Source organism: Asticcacaulis sp. DW145 (genome assembly GCF_037101385.1).
In the GTDB taxonomy this organism is placed as follows: Bacteria; Pseudomonadota; Alphaproteobacteria; order Caulobacterales; family Caulobacteraceae; genus Asticcacaulis; species Asticcacaulis currens.
The window spans coordinates 888611-907367 of sequence record NZ_AP029024.1 but is presented as its reverse complement, the minus strand read 5'-3'; the positions used below and the strand labels follow the sequence as shown (position 1 = coordinate 907367).

Sequence of the window (18757 nt, the reverse complement as noted above, 5' to 3'; positions counted from 1 at the left end):
CCGCAAGAGATAATGACAGCAAATTTTCATCGGGAACCGATTGAATGGCCGCTTTTGAGTTAAGTCATGCCCTAATGGGCACCACCGCAGCGCCATCTCTCAACCGGTCAATGTAGTCTGACCACCACTGCGCCATCCGAACGCGCTCGTCCCAGTGTGCGCCTCGGTGGTAGATGGCCCGCACTCTGTCACTCCCTTTATGAGCTAATGCACGCTCAATAGCGTCTGGCGACCATAACCCCGACTCGTTCAACAACGTACTGGCGGTGCTTCTGAATCCGTGGGCCGTCATCTCATCTCCGCTATACCCTAGACGGCGAAGCGCCACATTTATCGTATTTTCGCTCATCGGGCGCAGCCCGGTCCGAATGGAAGGAAAGACGTACTTGCTGCCATAGGCCAGCGCCTTAGCATCGGTGAGAATTTCGAGCGCTTGGCGAGAGAGCGGTACGACATGCTCATGCCGCATCTTCATCTTCTCAGCGGGTATACGCCATACCTTGGCATTGAAATCGACCTCCGTCCATTCCATGTGACGCAACTCGCCGGGTCTGACGAAAAGATGCGGCGTGAGCTTCAGCGCAAGCGTCGTCGTCATGTATTTGTCGAAAGTCTCCACTGCCCTGAGTAATTCACCGAGGGCCTGAGGGTCCACAATTGCAGCCATATGTTTGGTTTTAGGCTTTACCAACGCCTCGCTAATGTCGGCTGCGGGGTTTACCTTCGCGCGCCCTGTTACGATGGCATACCGGAAGACCCGCGCCGCAAACGCCCTGAGCCGGTTGGCGGTCTCGTAAATACCCCTGCGCTCGAACTTCTTCAGGGCATTGAGGATTTCATAGGGTTCAATCTCCGAAACCGGGCGGTGTCCCAGATCAGGCTCGAGCTGCTTTATGCAACGGTCGTTTCGGACCTTCGTTGCCTTGGCAACACCCTCCCGCTCAAGCTTCTCACAAAGCTCGTGCGCGACAACTTTAAACGTGTTGCTGGCCTGTATAGCGGCAGCAACAGCCTTGCGCTTTTTGTCCAGGGAAGGGTCAACGCCTTCAGAAAGAAGTTCCCTCGCCTCGTCACGTCGTTTCCGTGCGTCTTTAAGACCGACGACAGGGTACTGGCCTATCGCGAGCAATCGCTCTTGCCCAGAAAAGCGGTATTTCAATCGCCAGAGCTTTCCGCCGGAGGTCGTCACTAGCAGAAACATGCCCTCGCCGTCGGAGAGCTTGTAGGGTTTGGCCTTTGGCCTCGCCGAACGGATCGCGGAGTCTGTGAGCGCCATTTGGGGGTATCGCAAAATTGGAGTTCGCCGCGTACCCCCAGAAATACCCCCAATTTGCCCGGATAACGACGGACAGGAGCGGATGATCTCGGATGAGCACACCGATAACATACCATATTTTAAGGATTTTTTCAACTTCGCCGGACGCTGGCGGAAGGAGGAATGGTGGGTGAGCACGGACTCGAACCGTGGACCCGCTGATTAAGAGTCAGCTGCTCTACCAACTGAGCTACACACCCACTTCACACCGCTTTCAAGGTGAGGCTGTTGGTGAGCCCCGGCGGTGAGGGGCGGAACATACGAATTTTTTCCGCCCATGCAAGCGCTAATTTTGCTTTTTGCGCAGAAAGCCTGTGGACGGTCGAAACCGCCTCCTCACAGCATAGGTCAGGCGGCGGCAATGGCGTCGCCCACCACCTGCATAAAGGTCTGCGGTTCGAAGGGTTTGGGGATGAAGCCCGTCATGCCCGCTTCGAAGCAGCGGCGGCGGTCGGAATCGAGCACATGCGCGGTCATGGCCACCACCGGCGTGGCGGGCAGGTCGCGCTGCGTTTCCATGTGCCGGATGCGACGCGTGCTTTCAAAGCCGTCCATGCCGGGCATCTGAATGTCCATCAGGATCAGGTCATAGGCGCTCATTTCGGCGCGGCGCAGGGCTTCGGTGCCGGTGCGCGCCACGTCGTAGTTCAACCCCATCTGCTCCAGCAGCGTGGACACCACCACGATATTGGGTTCGTAGTCTTCGACGATCAGCACCTGACGCCGTTCAGCGGCGCGCTGTTCGGCAACCGCCAGACCCTGCGGACGCGCGGGATCGTACCTTAGCGGCAATTCGGCCGTAAAGATCGCCCCCTGCCCCGGCGTGCTGGTGGCGGTGAGTGTGCCCCCCATGCGTTCGGCCAGCGCGCGCCCGATCGACAGGCCTAACCCTGTACCGCCATAGCGCCGCGTCATGGAGGCATCTCCTTGGGTAAACTTCTCGAAGATCGTCTCCAGCTTGTCCGGCGCAACCCCGATACCGGTATCCATCACTTCGAAGCGCAGGCGCGCCTCGGCCTCATCCACCTCAGCAGCCGATACCCTCAGGTCTATGCGTCCCGTATCGGTAAATTTGACGGCATTGGCCAGCAGATTGGTCAGTATCTGCTGCACCCGCAGGGCATCTCCGCAATAATATTCGCGCAGGTCCGGCCCGAAAATGACCCCGAACGCCACCCCCTTGTCTTCGGCACGGGCGCGCGGCGCAGCTATCGTCTGTTCGATCAGTTCGGGCAGGCTGAAGTCGCGCATCTCCAGCTCTATGGCCCCGGCTTCAATCTTGGAGACATCCAGCAGATTATTGATCAGATGCAGCAGGTTTTCCCCACTTTGTCTCAGGACGCCGACATAGTGTTGCTCGCGCGCCGACAGGTTGGGGGACAGGCTAAGAATATGGGCCAGCCCGATGACCGCGTTCATCGGGGTGCGCAGTTCGTGGCTCATATTGGCCATGAATTCGTCGCGGCGGCGGTTGGCTTCGGCCAGTTGGGCTTCGATGACCTTCTGGCGTGTAATGTCGCGGGCGATCTTCGACGCGCCGATGATGCGCCCGGTTTCGTCGCGCACCGGCGACACGGTTAGAGAAATGTTGATCATCTCTCCGGACTTGGTGCGGCGCACGGTTTCAAAATGTTCGACGCGCTGACCGCTGCGCACCTTGCCGATGATGACGTATTCCTCGTCGTGCATGTCCGGCGGGATGATGAGGGTGATGTGCTGCCCCACCGCCTCGGCCGCTGTGTAGCCAAATATCCGCTCGGCCCCGGCATTCCACGTGGTGATAATGCCGTCCAGCGTCTTGGAGACAATGGCGTCGTCCGACGAGGCGACAATGGCCGCCAGAAGCGCGCTTTTGTGCTGCGCCTCGGAAAGGGAGTTGTCCGGCAAAACCGGACCTCCGGGGGTTAGGCCGCCAGTGTCCATTGAGCGCCTGTGCTGCGGGAATCTGCTGTCGCGGCGATGCTAACCATAAAGCCGATAACCGGACAATACGATCTTGGGACCATGCGCGCTTTATGGCTTTTTCATGTGTTGCCGTAAAAGCGGCGCATCCTTCTTACATCCGCGCTGATACCGTCCTGACCTATCACGGTTCCGTTATCACATTGGAGAGACTGATGTTTTCTAAGAAAGCCTTTGCCGCCGCCACGCTTGCCGGCGTGCTTGTCCTGCCGCTGGCCGCCTGTGGGTCGCCGCAGGAAAACGCCGCCGAAGAGCGCGCCGAAAACGCTTCGGAAAGCTCGTCGAGTGTCTTTGACAGCGCCTCGTCCAGCGCCTCGGAAAATATCGACTTTGCCGGTCGCGCCACCGTCGCCGGTGTGTTTGAGATCGAGTCGAGCAAGCTGGCGATCGAGCGTACCAAGAAGGCCGATCTGAAGGCCTTTGCACAGAAGATGGTGACCGACCACACTAAGGCCGCCACCGAACTGAAGGCCGCCATCACCGCCGCCGGTCTGACGCCGCCGGCCGAAGGGCTCGATTCCGAGCACCAGGACATGCTGAACGACCTGAAGAACGCCTCGGCTGAGGATTTTGACGCCAAATATATCGACGCCCAGCAAAAGGCGCACGACAAGACGATCGACCTGTTCGAAAAGGAAGCGAAGGACGGTCAGGCCGGCCCGGTCAAGGACTTTGCCGCCAAGACCCTGCCGACGCTCAAGATGCATAAGGCGGATATCGAAAAGCTCGACGAAAAGTATTGATCGGACTTTCACCGGCAATGAAGAACGCCGCCCCTCACGGGGCGGCGTTTTATACCAAGGGTCATTGAAAATGACCCTTGGTATTCCATTCGAGAATGTCTCGTGTCACTGACACATATGAGATAGCCTCGTTTCTTCAACGGCCGGATGCGGTCAGCATCTTCGGCCGTTGGTATTATTTAAACCGCAAAGGGCAGCCCCTCAGCCCAGCACCTGCGCGGCCTTGGCGCCCGCTTCCGAGTGAGCTTCGGCGGCTTTGTGATCGCCCTTATCGCGCGCCTTTTTGGCCAGAGCTTCATAATGCTTCTGAAGCTCGGCCAGTTCCTTTTCGCTCATGTTTTCCATGTCGATGTAGGCGGTATTGGCCTTCGACGCCGCGCGGATCAGTTCGTCCAGCTTGAGTTGCATGATGCGGGCGTCGCGGTTCTGCGTGTTCTGGATCAGAAACACCATCAGAAAAGTGATGATGGTCGTGCCCGTATTGATGACCAGTTGCCAGGTGTCGGAGAATTTGAACAGCGGGCCGGTGACGATCCACAGCCCCACCACCGCAACCGCCAGTCCGAAAGCCCAGGGGCTGCCCGTCGCCACCGCTGCGTTTTGCGCGAAGCAGACGAACCAGCCCTTTTTATGGGCGTTTTCAGCGTCTTGTGACATAGCCTTACCAGCTCTTTGAAAGCGCATTCCGAAAAGTGTGCAGCGGTTTTGGCTTCGCCGAACTCCGTTTCGGGAACAAATGCGCGATAAAAACAAAGACGGACAGGCTGGGCCCAGAGGCATAAAGATACAATTCCCGCGTCAGATCACATACATATCGACGTACTCATGCACCGGCGTGGCTTCCAGCGCCTGCTGATCGAGGCTGAGGTCGAAAATGGCCTTCTGCTGCTTTTTGGGGAAGCGGCGGTTGAGATTGGTGCGGAACTTGGCCTCCAGCAACGGGATGCCTTCCTTGCGACGGCGTTTGTGACCGATCGGGTATTCGACCACGATCTCTTCCCACACCGTGCCGTCGTTAAGCGTGACGGTCACCGCATTGGCGATCGAGCGCTTCTCCGGGTCGTGATAGTCTTTGGTGAACTGCGGGTCTTCGGTGCAGATAATCTTGTCGCGCAGGGCGTCGATGCGCGCATCCTGCGCCACCTCGTCCTCATAATCCGCCGCCGTCAGACGCCCGAACAGGATGGGCACGGCCATCATGTACTGGATGCAGTGGTCGCGGTCAGCCGGGTTATGCAGCGGCCCCTTCTTGTCGATGATGCGCACGCAGGCCTCATGGGTGCGCACGTCGATGCGCGCGATGTCGTCTGGCGACACGCCCTTGGCCCGCAGTTCCTGATGCACGCGCATGGCGGCTTCGACCGCGGTCTGCGAATGGAACTCCGCCGGGTAGCTGATCTTGAACAGCACGTGCTCCATCACATAGCTGCCGTAGGGGCGCTGGAAGCTGAACGGCTTGCCCTTGAAGGAGACGTCGTAGAAGCCCCACACCGGCGCGGTCAGGGCCGAGGGGTAGCCCATCTCACCCTTCTGCACCATCAAAGCCAGCCGCACGGCGCGGCTGGTGGCGTCGCCCGCCGCCCACGATTTGCGCGAGCCGGTATTGGGGGCGTGGCGATAGGTGCGCAAGCTCTGCCCATCGACAAAGGCCAGCGACACGGCGTCGATGATCTCATCGCGCGTCAGGCCGAGCATCCCGGCCACCACCGCCGTCGAGGCGACCTTGACGAGGATGACGTGGTCGAGGCCGACGCTATTGAAGCTGTTGTCCAGCGCCAGCACGCCCTGAATCTCGTGCGCCTTGATCATGGCGGTCAGGACGTCGTGCATGGTCAGCGGTGCCTTGCCCGCCGCCACGCGATTGCGCGATATCCAGTCGGCAACGGCAAGGATGCCGCCCAGATTGTCGGACGGGTGCCCCCATTCCGCTGCCAGCCAGGTGTCGTTGAAATCGAGCCAGCGGATCATCGCGCCGATACTGAAGGCCGCCTGTACGGGATCGAGCTGAAACTGTGTGCCCGGCACCCTGGCGCCATTAGGCACGGTGGTGCCCGGCACGATGGGCCCCAAAAGCTTGGTGCAGGCGGGATAGTCCAGCGCCTCCAGCCCGCAGCCCAGCGTGTCGATCAGGCAGTTGCGCGCCGTCTCATAGGCGAGGTCGGAGTGGATTTTGTAGTTCAGCACGTAGTCGGCGATATCGACAAACACGCTGTCGGGTTCAGGGCGGATATTGGGGATATGTGTGGACATGGTTTCTTCTTTCTTCTCCCTTGTCGCGCCGCGATGGGGAGGGCCGGGTGGCCAGTGCCAGACTACGAAGCGGTGACGGGGGCTGACTGTGAAGATCGAGTGCGCTGGATTTTGGGGTGTTATCCCCCTCCGTCTGCTCACTTCGTTCGCAGTCACCTCCCCATCGCTACGCGACAGGGAGGAGGTTATTGCCGGTCTTCGATCTTCGCGAAGGCGCGGTCTTCGGGGCCGGTGTAGTTGGCGCTGGGGCGGATGATCTTGCCGTCAATGCGCTGCTCAATCACGTGCGCCGACCAGCCGGCGGTGCGCGCAATGGCAAACAGCGGCGTGAACATGGCCGTCGGCACCCCCATGCGGTGGTAGGAGACGGCGGAGAACCAGTCGAGATTGGGGAACATCTTTTTGACCTCCCACATCACGCGCTCCAGCCGCTCGGCGATGGCGTACATTTTCAACGAACCCTGCTCGACGCTGACGTCGTGGGCGACCTGTTTGATCACCACATTGCGCGGGTCGGAGACCGTATAGACCGGGTGGCCAAAGCCGATCACAACCTCCTTGCGTTCGACGCGGGCGCGGATGTCGGCCTCGGCCTCGTCCGGGGTGGCGTAGCGCTTCTGGATTTCAAAGGCCACCTCATTGGCCCCGCCGTGCTTGGGCCCGCGCAGCGCGCCAATGGCCCCGGCAATGCACGAATACATGTCCGAACCCGTCCCGGCGATCACGCGCCCGGCAAAGGTCGAAGCGTTAAATTCGTGCTCGGCATAGAGGATCAGCGAAATATGCATCGCCTTCACCCAGCTCTCGCGCGGCTTTTCACCGTGTAGCAGGTGTAGGAAGTGCCCGCCGATGGAGTCGTCGTCCGTCTCGACCTCAATCCGCTTGCCATTGTGGCTGTAGTGATACCAGTAGAGCAGCATCGACCCCAGAGACGCCATCAGCTTATCGGCAATGTCGCGGGCCGAAGGCGCATTGTGGTCGTCCTTTTCCGGCGCCAGACAGCCCAGCAGCGACACGCCGGTGCGCATCACATCCATCGGGTGCGCAGAAGGCGGTATCTGCTCCAGCACCGACTTCAGGCTGACCGGCAGACCGCGTAAGGCGCGCAGCTTGCTCTTATAGGCCGTCAGCTCCGAAACGGTCGGCAGGCTGCCGTGCACCAGCAGGTACGCCACCTCCTCGAACTCGCACGTCTGGGCCAAGTCGAGAATATCGTAGCCGCGATAGGCCAGATCATTCCCCGTCCGCCCTACCGTGCACAGGGCCGTATTGCCGGCCGCCATACCCGATAGGGCGACCGACTTTTTGGGTTTGAAGGCGGTCGTCGCCTCACCCCTGGGCAGGTCCGTTACGGCATTCATGGGTGTTCCCTCCGCTTGTTATTTGTTTTTATTGAACATCGCATCGAGGCGCTGTTCGTAGTCGTAATAGTCGATGCGCTGATACAGCTCGTCGCGCGTCTGCATCAGGTCGAGCACAGTCTTCTGATGGCCATCGCGGCGGATGGCCTCATAGACGGTCTCGGCGGCCTTGTTCATGGCGCGAAAGGCCGACAGCGGATAGAGCTGAATGGCCACCCCGGCAGAGGCCAGTTCCTCGCGCGTAAACAGCGGAGTCTTGCCAAACTCGGTGATATTGGCCAGCACCGGCACCTTTACGGCGGCGGTAAAGCGGCGATAGGTGTCGAGGTCATAGGCGGCTTCGGCAAAAATCCCGTCCGCCCCGGCTTCGACGCAGGCCAGCGCCCGCTCAATCGCCGCATCGACCCCGTCCACGGCAATGGCATCGGTGCGGGCAATCAGGAAGAAGTCCGGATCGGTTTTGGCACTGGCGGCGGCCCTGACGCGATCAACCATTTCCGCGACCGACACGATCTCCTTGCCCGGCCGGTGGCCGCAACGCTTCGCCCCTACCTGATCCTCGATATGGCAGGCGGCGGCCCCCGCCTTGATCAGGGCCTTGACCGTGCGCTCAATATTGAAGGCCGAGGGGCCAAAGCCCGTGTCGATATCGACCATCAGCGGCAGGTCGCACACATCGGTGATGCGCCGCACGTCGATCAGCACATCCTCAAGGCCGCTGATCCCCAGATCGGGCACCCCCAGAGACCCCGCTGCCACGCCCCCGCCGCTCAGATAGAGGGCGCGGTAACCGGCGCGTCTGGCCAAAAGCGCGTGGTTGGCATTGATCGCGCCGATGACCTGCAACGGGCTTTCGGCCTTGAGCGCCGCACGAAATCGGGCACCGGGTGAGGTCATGTCAGTCTCTCCAGAATACTCACATAGTTGGCGACCGCACCGCCGCCCATATTGAAGGCCAGACCCAGCTTTGGGTCAGGCAGTTGCATCTCACCCGCCTCACCACACAGTTGCCGCGCGGCCATGACGTGCATGGAAACGCCCGTCGCCCCGACCGGATGGCCCTTGGCCTTCAGACCGCCGGACATGTTGGTGGGGCACCGCCCCTGACGACCGGTGCCTCCGGCGATGATAAAGTCTGCCCCCTGCCCTTTGGGGGCCAGCCCCATGGCCTCGGCGACCAGAAGCTCGGCGATGGTGAAACAGTCGTGGACCTCGGCAAAGCTGAGGTCAGACACCGAGACGCCGGCCTGCGCATAGGCGCGCTCAAAGGCCAGACGCGGGCCGGTAAAGTCGGTCATGTCCTTGGCCGACAAGGGCAGCAGGTCATTGACCTGAACCGACGCGCGGAACCCGACGGCGCGGCGGAAATCACTGGCCCGGTCGGCGCGGGTCAGGACGATGGCCGCCGCCCCGTCCGACACCAGCGAACAATCGGTCATTTTCAGCGGGTCGGAAATCAGCGGGTTCTTTTCGGACACCGTGGCGCAGAACTCGACCGACAGCGGCTTTTTGAGCTGCGCCAGCGGGTTATTCATCGCGGCGGCGTGGTTCTTGGCGGCGATATGCGCCATGGCCAGGGTCGGATCGCCGTAGCGTTCGCCATAGGCGCGGGCAAAGCGGGCAAAGATGTCGGGAAAGGACAGGCCGGCCTCTTCGGCCTGATAGCTGGCGGCCCCTAGAGCGCGGGTGACGCCCGCCCCGTCGAGCGCCGTCATTTTTTCGGCCCCGACGACCAGCGCCGTGTTTATACGCCCCGAGGCAATGGCGTCCATCGCCGCATAGAGCGCTGCCGATCCCGACGCGCAGGCATTTTCCAGCCGCGTGGCGGGTGTATAGCGCAGGCCCTCATCGGCCCCCAGCACCATGGAGGCGCAAAAACCGTCGGGCGTCAGACCGGCATTGTAGAGGCCCAGAAACACCGCATCGACGTCGGCCCCGCTGATCCCGGCGTCACTGAGCGCCTCACGCGCCGCCGTCTGAATGAGCGCTTCGAGCGACAGGTCCAGCCGTCCGAACGGCGTATGACCCCAGCCGACAATGGCCGCTGCGTGCATGGTGAGGGCTCCCTTTTTAGGTCGCAACCGCTTCTGCGTCGGATGCTGATGCAACAAGGCGTAAACCCTTGCCGCAACGGGAGTCAATGCAGGCGCCGGACACGTTTTCGGGACTGAAATATCACCCGTTCACCGATACATGCTGCAATTTTTTGGCAGTATGTTACACTCGCCGCATGAAGACCGCCGATCGTCACGCCGCCCTGCTCGAAGCCTTGCGCGAACACAGCGCCCCCATCAGCGGACGCGCCCTGTCCGCTCGGCTGGGGACGTCGCTACGCACGCTGTACCGCGACATCACCGCCTTGCAGGCACAAGGGGCTCCTATCGAAGGCGCGCCGGGCATCGGCTATGTACTGAAACCGGCCTATCGCCTGCCGCCGCTGATGCTGTCGCCGGAAGAGATCGAAGCCCTGATCACCGGGGCCTTGTGGGTCGCCGATCGCGCCGAACCGCGTCTCGGCGAAGCGGCGCAAAGCCTGATTCAGGCCTTAAGCTCGCACCTGCCCGCCGCCATGCGTGACGACCTTACGCAGCGCGGCCTGCTGGTCGGGCGCGGTCTGGCCGTGCCCGAAGCCCATATCGACCCGGCCCTGATCCGAACGGCCATCCGTTCGGAACGCTGTGTGTATATGAGCTATATTGACCTGAAGGGCACGGTCAGCGAACGCACCGTCTGGCCCATAGCGCTCGGCTTCTTCGACCACCTGCGCATACTGGTGGTGTGGTGCGAACTGAAGCAGGCCTTTCGGCACTTCCGCACCGAACGCATACTGAGCTGGAAGCCGCTCGACATCCCCTTCCCGCGCCGCCGCGCCGCGTTGCTTAAGGCGTGGCGCGACACGCTGCGCGAGGGCGAGGTGATGATGCCGGAACAGTCCAATCGCAACATGGTGACAGGTTTTGGCAGCATGTCCGATGAAACCGAGGGCGAAACCGCCTGAACCCGTTATTCACAAACGCGTGATCAAACCATCGGTGTCAGCCGCACCATGATCACGCCGTGCGACGCCACGGTGCCGCCAAAGCGTGCCTTGACGTTCTTCGTGACCTTTTTGGACCACAGGTCCTTGACCTGAACCTTCAGACCGGCCGGCAGGTTGAGCTGTTCCCAGGTGACGCTCATCTCCGCTGGCGCGGCCCCGCGGTTAAACAGCACCACCGCCTGATCGCCGCCTTTCAGCGGACGCGCCCAGATTTCGAGGTCGCCCTCTTTACAGATGCGCTTGGCCTGCTGCCCCAGCGGGTCCTGATCGATAGCGATGACGTCTTTATTGGTCAGGATGCGCAGCGTGTCGGCGTCCATAGCGGACAGGTCGTTACCGGCGATCAGCGGCGCGGCCAGCATGGCCCACAGCGAGAAATGCGACTCGTATTCGGTACTCGTCATGCCGCCATTGCCGACTTCGAGCATGTCGGGATCGTTCCAGCGGTTCGGGCCGGAATAGCGCCACAGGTCCACCTGCTTGTCGAGGATGTTGACCATGCCGATCGAATAGCCCTTCTTCCCCTCCCAGGCGTCATAGATGTCGCCGGTGGTGCGCCACAGATGGCCGATGGGCGCGGCCCAGCGCTGCGGATAGTTGTCGCCCCACTCGCAGATCGACAGGACGATATCGCGCCCGGATTCACGCAGCGCCTTGGCCATGATCGTATAGGCCGCTTCGGCATCGCGCGTGCCCGTGTAGCACCAGTCGTATTTCAGATAATCGACGCCCCATCGGGCGTATTGGCGGGCGTCCTGAAACTCATGCCCGGCACTACCCGGACGACCGCCGCAGGTCAGCGAACCCGCGTCGGAATAGAGGCCGAACTTCAGCCCCTTGCTATGGACATAGTCGATCAGGGCCTTCATGCCAGACGGAAAGCGCTCCAGATCGACCTGAATATTGCCGTCGGCATCGCGGCTTTTCTGCCAGCAATCGTCGATGACGATATACTGATAGCCCGCGTCCTTGAGGCCCGACGCCGCCATGGCATCGGCCTGCTTGCGCACGACGTCCTCAGTGATATTGCAGGCGTATTTGTTCCAGGAATTCCACCCCATCGGCGGGGCGGGCAGCAGATTGGGCTTGGGGGCCTCCAGCTTCAGAGTCTCGTGCGCCTGTGCGGTGACCACACCGCCCCCCATACACAGCCCCACACTCAGGCCAGCGGCCAGCAACCAGGCGGTCGTTTTCATTTTCAGCTCCCTCTATTGTTTTTGACCATTAAATATATCAATTTTATTTAATCAAGCGCTTTTGTGTGACAATACCACATCACAGGCGAAAACGATACAGGACGATGCCGCTGGTGGTGGCCACATTGAGGCTGTCGAAGCCGCCGTGCATGTCGATGCGCACGGTCTGACACGCCGCCATAAGCGCCGCCGGCAGGCCCGGCCCTTCGGCCCCGAACAGCACGGCGGTACGCGGCGCGGGCGTAACCTCTTCCAAAGTCACGGCCCCGGACGGGCTTAGGGCATAGGCCGTCAGGCCCAGCCCCGTCAGCGTGCCCACCATATCGTCCGTGCGATAATGCGGCACCTCCAGCGCGCCGCCGACGCTGACGCGGATCGCCTTGCGGTACAGGGGATCGCAGCAGGTGGTATCGAGCAGCACCCCATCGACGCCAAAGGCCGCCGCGTTGCGCATCAGCCCGCCCATATTGTCGGTATTGGCGATGCCGTGCAGGGCCAGAACGCGCGCCGTAGTGCCACTGACCCGCTCGGCGAGCGATTGTTTCGGGGCATAGCGCCCCAGCGCCAGATAGCCGCGATGGATGGGAAAGCCCGCCACCTGATCCATTACCCCTTGCGGCACCATATAGACCGGCGCGTCGGGCAAGGACGCCAGACCACCCAGTCGCTCCGGCGTCGTCAGGACACTGACCGTTTCGGCCACCGGCGAGGTGAACAGACGCTCCAACACCACCTTGCCCTCGGCCATAAACAGGCCCTGCCGACCCGTCAGATCACGGTCCTTCACATCACGATACAGCTCAAGGCGGGGGTCGTCGGGGTCGGTTATCTCAAACAGCATGGGTCACAGGCGCGGCAGAGTCGGCGGGATGGCGGATATCGGGCTTTAAGACCTTATCCGGCGTCGCGCCACCCTCTTCGATCCGCGCCCGCGTTTTGGGCAGGGCTTCGGGGTAGTGGGTGTTGAGGAAGGCGATCATGTTTTCGCGCACATAGCAGCGCAGGTCGAAGGCGGTCGGAGAATCGGCCGCGCTGACCAGAATGCGGATCTTGACCACCTGCGGATGGGCCTCGGTCAGTTGCACCACCTGCACCTGCCCGTCCCACAGGTCGGTGCGCGCCAGAAGGTCCGTAAGGTGTGCGCGCAAGGCCTCCACCGGCACGCTGTAGTCGGTATAAAGCTCCACCGTGCCGATCAGGCTGGCCGAGGTGCGCGTCCAGTTCTGAAACGGTTTTTCGATGAAATAGCTGATGGGCAGGACCAGCCGCCGCAGGTCCCACAGGCGCACCACCACATAGGTCAGGGTGATTTCCTCGATCCAGCCCCACTCGTTTTCGACCACCACAGCGTCTTCCAGCCGGATGGGCTGGGTCAGGGCGATCTGGATGCCAGCCAGCAGATTGCCCAGTGTCTTCTGCGCCGCAAAGCCGATGACGATACCCGCCACCCCGGCCGAGGCGAGAAGACTGACACCCAGACCACGCAACTCATCGAACAGCAGGAAGATGGCCGCCAGCGTCAGCAGGACCAGCAGAAAGGTCGCCAGCCGCCGCGCCAGAGTGATCTGCGTATGGACGCGCCGCGCCTTGAGATTGTCCTTCACCGTGATGTCGTAGCGCCGCGACACGCTGGCCGTGACGATGTCGATGCCGCACAGGGCCAGCCAGTAGATGAGCAGGATGGTCAGGAATTTGGTGAGCGTTACAAAGGCTTCAACGTGCACCACGTCCGGCCAGACCACGCGCACGGAAATCGCCGCCGCCAGCAAAGGCCACACCGTGTAGAGCGGCTTTTTCAGCCGGTTGACGTCAAAGCGATAGAGCGCCTTCAGATGCCGTCTGGCCCGCCAGCGCGCCACCCCCATGATCACGAAGGCAACGGCCAGCGCCGCGACACAGGCGGCAAGCGCCACACTGACCACCCCGACCCATATGGGCAGGCCCGTGAAGGCTTCCCGGATATCAAAGCGCATAGGGTCATCCTCTGAGGCTCGACAAACGCCCGAAATTGTGATCACAATTTGGGCACGACCGGATGGAGGGTTGCCAAAACCGCGCGACCCGCGCCATCATGATCGCACCCAACCGGGGCCCGGATCAAAAATCCATTCGCCAGTCTCTGCCGTCAGGGCCTCATTCCACAGGTGACCCATGAAATCGAAGTCCAAACGTCCGCAAACCGGCTTTTCCAAGCGCGGGGCCGCCGACGTCTCCGAAGCCGCCGGCTGGCTGGCCGAGCAGAATATCGAAGAGATCGAGTGCATGGTCCCCGACCTGGCCGGGGTGGCGCGCGGCAAGATCATGCCGGTGCGCAAATTCCTGACCACGGCGGCGATGAACCTGCCCCTGTCGATCTTCTATCAGACCATTACCGGTGACTTCCCCGATCTGGAGGGCATTGTCGGCACGGTGCAGTCGGATACCGACATCTTCCTGCGCCCGGATTTTCGCACCTTGGCCGCGGTGCCGTGGGCGACCGATCCGACGGCGCAGATCATCCACGACGCCTTCCATCCTGATGGCCGACCGGTCGAGGAAAGCCCGCGTCAGGTGCTGCGTCGCGTCATTAGCCTCTATCACGAAAAGGGCTGGAAGCCGGTCATCGCGCCGGAACTGGAATTCTACCTCGTCGAAAAGAATATCGACCCGGACTATGCGCTGAAACCGCCGGTGGGCCGCTCAGGCCGCCCGGAAACCGGGCGTCAGGGCTATTCCATCTCGGCGGTCAATGAATTCGACGGCCTGTTCGAGGACATGTACGAATATTCCGAGGCGCAAGGGTTAGAGATCGACACCCTGATCCACGAATCGGGCGTGGCGCAAATGGAGATCAACCTGCGCCACGGCGATCCGCTGGAGCTGGCCGATCAGGTCTTTATGTTCAAGCGCACCATCAAGGAAACAGCGCTGGAGCACGACATCTACGCCACCTTCATGGCCAAGCCGATGGCCATGGAGCCGGGCTCGGCCATGCACATCCACCAGTCGATCGTGGACGGCAGCGGGCGCAACCTGTTTTCTGACCCCAAAACCGGTGAGCCGACCGACCTTTTCTTCAGCTTCATCGCCGGTCAGCAGACCTATATGCCCGCCGCCGTGTCGCTGCTGGCGCCCTATGTCAACTCCTACCGCCGCCTGTCCAAGGGCTCCGGCGCCCCGGTCAATACGCACTGGGGCTTCGATAACCGCACGGCCGGCCTGCGCGTGCCGCCGTCGGACGCCGACAATCGCCGTCTGGAAAACCGCCTGCCCTCGTCGGATGCCAACCCTTATCTGGCCATAGCGGCGGTGCTGGCCTGCGGCTATCTGGGCATGGTCGAAGGCCTGAAACCCTCCGCGCCGGTCGATACAGACGTGTCGAACGACCCGTCGGCCGAACTGCCCTATTCGCTGATTCAGTCGGTGATCAAGCTGGAGCGCTCGGAGGCGCTGAACGCCATTTTGGGCCCGGCCTTTGTGACCGCCTATGCCCGCGTCAAGCACCATGAATATGAGACCTTCATGCGCACCATCAGCCCGTGGGAGCGTGAGTTCCTGCTGCTGAATGTGTGATGGCAACCGCTCGCAACACCGGACACCCCGAAGGCTGCTGGTACGCCGATACGGCGGGCCGGCTGAACCGGCCTGCCTTTGCCGGTGAGGCCGATACGGATGTGGCGATTATCGGCGGCGGCTATACGGGCTCAGGCGCGGCGCTGGAACTGGCCCGCAAAGGCGTCTCCGTGACCCTGCTGGAAGCCGCGGAGATCGGCTCAGGCGCGTCCGGACGCAATGGCGGGCAACTGCACACCGGTCAGCGCGTCGATCCGCAAACGCTCGAAAGCCAACTGGGGGCCGATGCGGCGCGCGAACTGTGGGACATGGCCGAAACCGCCAAGGCGCACCTGAAAGAGTTGATTGCCACGCACGCGATCGACTGCGACCTGCGCCCCGGCCTGATACACGCCTGGCACCGCCCGCGCTTTGCCGACGAAGACCGCGCCTATGCCGACTTCGTGTCGCGCCGCTACGGCTATGATCAGGTACGGTTCATGGATAAGGTTGAGGTCGCCGCCGAACTGGGCACCGAGGTCTATCATGGCGGCACGTTTGACGCGGGCGGCGGGCATCTGCACCCGCTGAAACTGGCGCAGGGGCTGGCGAAAGCTGCCATGTCGGCGGGGGCCCGCCTTTATGAGCACAGCCGCGTCAAACGCTATGAGACGACGGCGGACGGCGTGACGCTGACCCTCAACAACGGACGGCTGCGGGCGCGCAAGCTGCTTATCTGCGGCAATGGCTATATGCCGGGGCTCGATGCCGATATCGACGCGCACGTGCTGCCCATCAATAATTTCATCCTGACCACCGCCCCCCTGCCCGACGATCTGATCCTGCGCAGCAACTACGCCGCGGCGGATTCGCGTTTCGTAGTCAATTACTGGCGCAAGACGCCGGACAACCGCCTGCTGTTTGGTGGCGGCGAAAACTATACGCCGTGGTTCCCCAAGGATATCCGCGCCTTTGTCCGCCGCAACATGCTGAAGGTCTATCCGCAACTGGCGGACATCGAGATCACCCACGGCTGGGGCGGCACTCTCGCTATCACGCTGAGCCGCTCCCCCTATGTGCGCCAGTTGTCACCCCACGTCTGGGTCAGCGCGGGTTACAGCGGTCAGGGGGTGGTTCTGGCCCCCTACTTCGGGACGCTGCTGGCGCGCGCCGTGACGGGTGACGCGCGTGAGGCGGAGCTTTTGATGCAGTTGCGCACGCCGCCCTTTCCCGGCGGAAAGTGCCTGCGCACGCCCGCCATGATTGCAGGCTTAAGCTGGTACGCCTTAAGGGACAGGCTGTAAGGACGTACCCCTGCCCAAAACATCATTTTTGGCCGTAGATTATATACAATTTGCGATGGTTGACCTTGAAACCATTCCCAAACCCTTGTTTTCTTTTGTCCGCACTGAAGACAAGGGTGATTCGTGGACGCATTTTCAACCGCCAGCACGTCCGCCCCTGCGCACGACGCGGGCGAAGCGGTTTCGGTCAATGACATTATCGAACGCACGGCGCGGGCGCGCGACCTGACCCAGCATAAGGTGCGCGACATTCGTCAGGTGACCAGCACCCTGCGGATTCTGGCGCTCAATGCCCTCATCGAGGCGCGCCGTGCCGGTGAGATGGGCGCGGGTTTCGGCGTCGTCGCCGATGAGGTACGCAACATCTCCACCCAGGTCGAGGGCCTGTCTTCGTCACTGGCCTCCGAACTGGGCGGTGAGATCGAGGCGCTGGAAAAGCTGACACGTGATATGGCGCGGCAGGCGCAGGGGGCGCGCCTGACCGATCTGGCGCTCAATGCCATCGAGCTGATCGACCGCAACCTCTATGAGCGCACCTGCGATGTGCGCTGGTGGGCCACCGACTCCGCCGTGTGGGAGGCGGCCTCCAACCCGACAAAGGATAGCTGTCATTACGCTTCGTCGCGTCTGGGGGTCATTCTTGACGCCTACACCGTCTATATCGACCTGTGGCTGTGCGATCTGAAGGGTAACATTCTGGCCAATGGTCGCCCGGACCGTTTCCATGCGGCGGGTCAGAACGTTGCCTCGCGCGACTGGTTCCAGAAAGCGCTGAGCCTGCACAGCGGTGATGATTTCGCCGTCGCCGACATCACCACCGAACCCTTGCTGAAGGGGGCGCAGGTCGCGTCTTACGCCACCGGCGTGCGCGTGGGTGGTCAGGCAGACGGCGAACTGATCGGCATTCTAGGCGTGCATTTCGACTGGCAGCCACAGGCGGAAACCATCGTCAAGGGCGTGCGCCTGAGCGAGGCGGAGAAACGCCGCACACGCGTCCTGCTGACGGATGCGCAGGGTCTGATCATCGCCGCTTCGGATGGCCGGGGCACACTCAGCGAACGGGTCAGGCTCGATACACAAGGCCGCGCCTCCGGCCACGCCCTGGACTCTAGCGAGCGACTGGTGGCCTTTCACCGCACGCCCGGCTACGAAACCTATGCCGGGCTGGGCTGGTACGGAGTGATTATTCAGGAGGCTTAGGTCGCGCTCAGCTCCAGAAGCGGAAACGCGCAAAGGCGGGCGACACTGCGCTCAGATCGAGCCCCAGCGTCCCGGCCACTACGGCCATGAGGGCGTGGATCAACGGAAAGCCGAAGAAGAAGATCGCCAGCACGGCCAGCAGGCTGATCCACGGCAGGCGCTCCAGTCGCTCGGCCATGTCACGCAGCGGCTGGGGCAGCAGCGGCGTGATCACACCAAAACCGTCAAAGCCCGGAACGGGCAGCAGGTTGAGCACGAAGGCCATCAGGTTGAAAAAGGTCAGCAGGATCAGGGCCTGTGCGAAGACCTCCGGTGCCGCCTGCGCGAAGGCCACCTGCGCCGCGCCGTAGCTGATGAGGGCGCAGATCAGGCTCATCACCGGACCGGCCAGCGAGATCAGAGACGACTGCCAGCGGTGCCGGATCAGGTCGGGCCGGGTCAGCACCGCCGCCCCCGGCAGGGCAATACCGCCCAGCACCAGGATCAGTACCGGCAGGACGATACTGTTGGGGCCGTTGATATAGACCAGCGGATCAAGCGTCAGATAGCCGCGTGCCTTAACCGAATAGTCGCCAAAGGCCGCAGCCGTCGCGGCGTGGCCGAACTCATGCAGGCACAGACCGATGATCCAGCCCAGCAGCACAAAGCCGAAGGTGGCCAGTCCCGCGACCTCCGGCCGCATCCACAGGACCAGCCCGCTGGCGGCAAAAAGGGCCAGTAAGACGATAAAGTTGAGCGGTGTGGCCGTGCGATTTTCAAGTTCCATGGTGGCTTAATGGCAGACACATCGTTTCAGCGCAATTGGCTGCGGACGACGGGCACACGTCAGCGGATTCCCATTGCAATCCGGGGGCG

16 protein-coding genes and 1 tRNA gene are annotated in these 18757 nt (G+C 62.0%); 5 read left to right on the top strand and 12 right to left on the bottom strand.

Annotated elements, in window-relative coordinates; genetic code table 11:
• Nucleotides 1-64: 64 nt before the first annotated feature.
• The 3 genes from AACH73_RS04215 to AACH73_RS04205 all read right to left on the bottom strand — a co-directional run bounded on the left by AACH73_RS04215 (nucleotide 65) and on the right by AACH73_RS04205 (nucleotide 3202).
• Nucleotides 65-1276: an integrase arm-type DNA-binding domain-containing protein gene (locus tag AACH73_RS04215; protein ID WP_338735516.1), complete on the bottom strand. Its 1212-nt coding sequence runs from the start codon at nucleotides 1274-1276 to the stop codon at nucleotides 65-67.
• A gap of 163 nt (nucleotides 1277-1439) precedes the next feature.
• Nucleotides 1440-1515: transfer RNA gene (locus AACH73_RS04210), tRNA-Lys, on the bottom strand.
• Between the two features lie 148 nt (nucleotides 1516-1663).
• Nucleotides 1664-3202, bottom strand: coding sequence for an ATP-binding protein (locus AACH73_RS04205; RefSeq protein ID WP_338735514.1), 1539 nt, complete (start codon nucleotides 3200-3202; stop codon nucleotides 1664-1666).
• A 230-nt stretch (nucleotides 3203-3432) separates the two neighbouring features.
• Here AACH73_RS04205 and AACH73_RS04200 point away from each other — a divergent pair, with 230 nt between their 5' ends.
• A complete protein-coding gene (locus tag AACH73_RS04200) occupies nucleotides 3433-4020 on the top strand; it encodes a DUF4142 domain-containing protein (protein ID WP_338735512.1) in 588 nt (195 codons plus the stop codon).
• A 201-nt stretch (nucleotides 4021-4221) separates the two neighbouring features.
• On the opposite strand, the gene AACH73_RS04195 is transcribed toward AACH73_RS04200, so the two are convergent.
• The 5 genes from AACH73_RS04195 to AACH73_RS04175 form a co-directional block, all read right to left on the bottom strand.
• Complete coding sequence (locus AACH73_RS04195; RefSeq protein ID WP_272740472.1) at nucleotides 4222-4677, bottom strand: low affinity iron permease family protein; 456 nt, start codon at nucleotides 4675-4677, stop codon at nucleotides 4222-4224.
• A gap of 141 nt (nucleotides 4678-4818) precedes the next feature.
• Nucleotides 4819-6270, bottom strand: coding sequence for a bifunctional 2-methylcitrate dehydratase/aconitate hydratase (locus AACH73_RS04190; RefSeq protein WP_338735510.1), 1452 nt, complete (start codon nucleotides 6268-6270; stop codon nucleotides 4819-4821).
• 185 nt (nucleotides 6271-6455) lie between these two features.
• Nucleotides 6456-7631 carry a 2-methylcitrate synthase gene (gene prpC / locus AACH73_RS04185; protein WP_338735509.1) on the bottom strand — a complete coding sequence of 392 codons (1176 nt, stop codon included), beginning with the start codon at nucleotides 7629-7631 and terminating at the stop codon, nucleotides 6456-6458.
• Between the two features lie 18 nt (nucleotides 7632-7649).
• A complete protein-coding gene (gene prpB, locus AACH73_RS04180) occupies nucleotides 7650-8528 on the bottom strand; it encodes a methylisocitrate lyase (protein WP_338735508.1) in 879 nt (292 codons plus the stop codon).
• Entirely contained in the window at nucleotides 8525-9685 is a 1161-nt protein-coding gene (locus tag AACH73_RS04175; protein WP_272740476.1) for a thiolase domain-containing protein, read from the bottom strand. The genes prpB and AACH73_RS04175 overlap by 4 nt, the downstream gene beginning before the upstream one ends.
• A 176-nt stretch (nucleotides 9686-9861) precedes the next feature.
• Between AACH73_RS04175 and AACH73_RS04170 the strand changes: the two genes are divergently transcribed.
• Nucleotides 9862-10629: a YafY family protein gene (locus tag AACH73_RS04170; protein ID WP_272740477.1), complete on the top strand. Its 768-nt coding sequence runs from the start codon at nucleotides 9862-9864 to the stop codon at nucleotides 10627-10629.
• A gap of 23 nt (nucleotides 10630-10652) precedes the next feature.
• Here the strand turns inward: AACH73_RS04170 and AACH73_RS04165 are convergent, their stop codons facing one another.
• From AACH73_RS04165 to AACH73_RS04155, 3 genes are all read right to left on the bottom strand, one after another.
• Nucleotides 10653-11867: a glycoside hydrolase family 27 protein gene (locus tag AACH73_RS04165; protein WP_338735506.1), complete on the bottom strand. Its 1215-nt coding sequence runs from the start codon at nucleotides 11865-11867 to the stop codon at nucleotides 10653-10655.
• A gap of 79 nt (nucleotides 11868-11946) precedes the next feature.
• Complete coding sequence (locus tag AACH73_RS04160; protein ID WP_272740479.1) at nucleotides 11947-12708, bottom strand: RNA methyltransferase; 762 nt, start codon at nucleotides 12706-12708, stop codon at nucleotides 11947-11949.
• Nucleotides 12698-13840: a mechanosensitive ion channel domain-containing protein gene (locus AACH73_RS04155; protein ID WP_272740480.1), complete on the bottom strand. Its 1143-nt coding sequence runs from the start codon at nucleotides 13838-13840 to the stop codon at nucleotides 12698-12700. The genes AACH73_RS04160 and AACH73_RS04155 overlap by 11 nt, the downstream gene beginning before the upstream one ends.
• 178 nt (nucleotides 13841-14018) lie before the next feature.
• On the opposite strand from AACH73_RS04155, the gene AACH73_RS04150 reads away from it, so the two are divergent.
• The 3 genes from AACH73_RS04150 to AACH73_RS04140 all read left to right on the top strand — a co-directional run bounded on the left by AACH73_RS04150 (nucleotide 14019) and on the right by AACH73_RS04140 (nucleotide 17902).
• Complete coding sequence (locus tag AACH73_RS04150) at nucleotides 14019-15419, top strand: glutamine synthetase family protein (protein ID WP_272740481.1); 1401 nt, start codon at nucleotides 14019-14021, stop codon at nucleotides 15417-15419.
• Nucleotides 15419-16702 (top strand): FAD-binding oxidoreductase, encoded by a 1284-nt coding sequence (locus AACH73_RS04145; RefSeq protein WP_272740482.1) that lies wholly within the window; start codon nucleotides 15419-15421, stop codon nucleotides 16700-16702. Before AACH73_RS04150 ends, AACH73_RS04145 begins: the two co-directional genes overlap by 1 nt.
• A 123-nt stretch (nucleotides 16703-16825) precedes the next feature.
• Nucleotides 16826-17902 carry a methyl-accepting chemotaxis protein gene (locus AACH73_RS04140; protein ID WP_338735503.1) on the top strand — a complete coding sequence of 359 codons (1077 nt, stop codon included), beginning with the start codon at nucleotides 16826-16828 and terminating at the stop codon, nucleotides 17900-17902.
• 7 nt (nucleotides 17903-17909) lie between these two features.
• Here AACH73_RS04140 and AACH73_RS04135 read toward each other — a convergent pair whose 3' ends face one another.
• The gene (locus AACH73_RS04135) at nucleotides 17910-18668 is read right to left on the bottom strand and encodes a site-2 protease family protein (protein ID WP_338735502.1); all 759 of its coding nucleotides are present in this window, start codon (nucleotides 18666-18668) and stop codon (nucleotides 17910-17912) included.
• Between the last annotated feature and the right edge of the window lie 89 nt (nucleotides 18669-18757).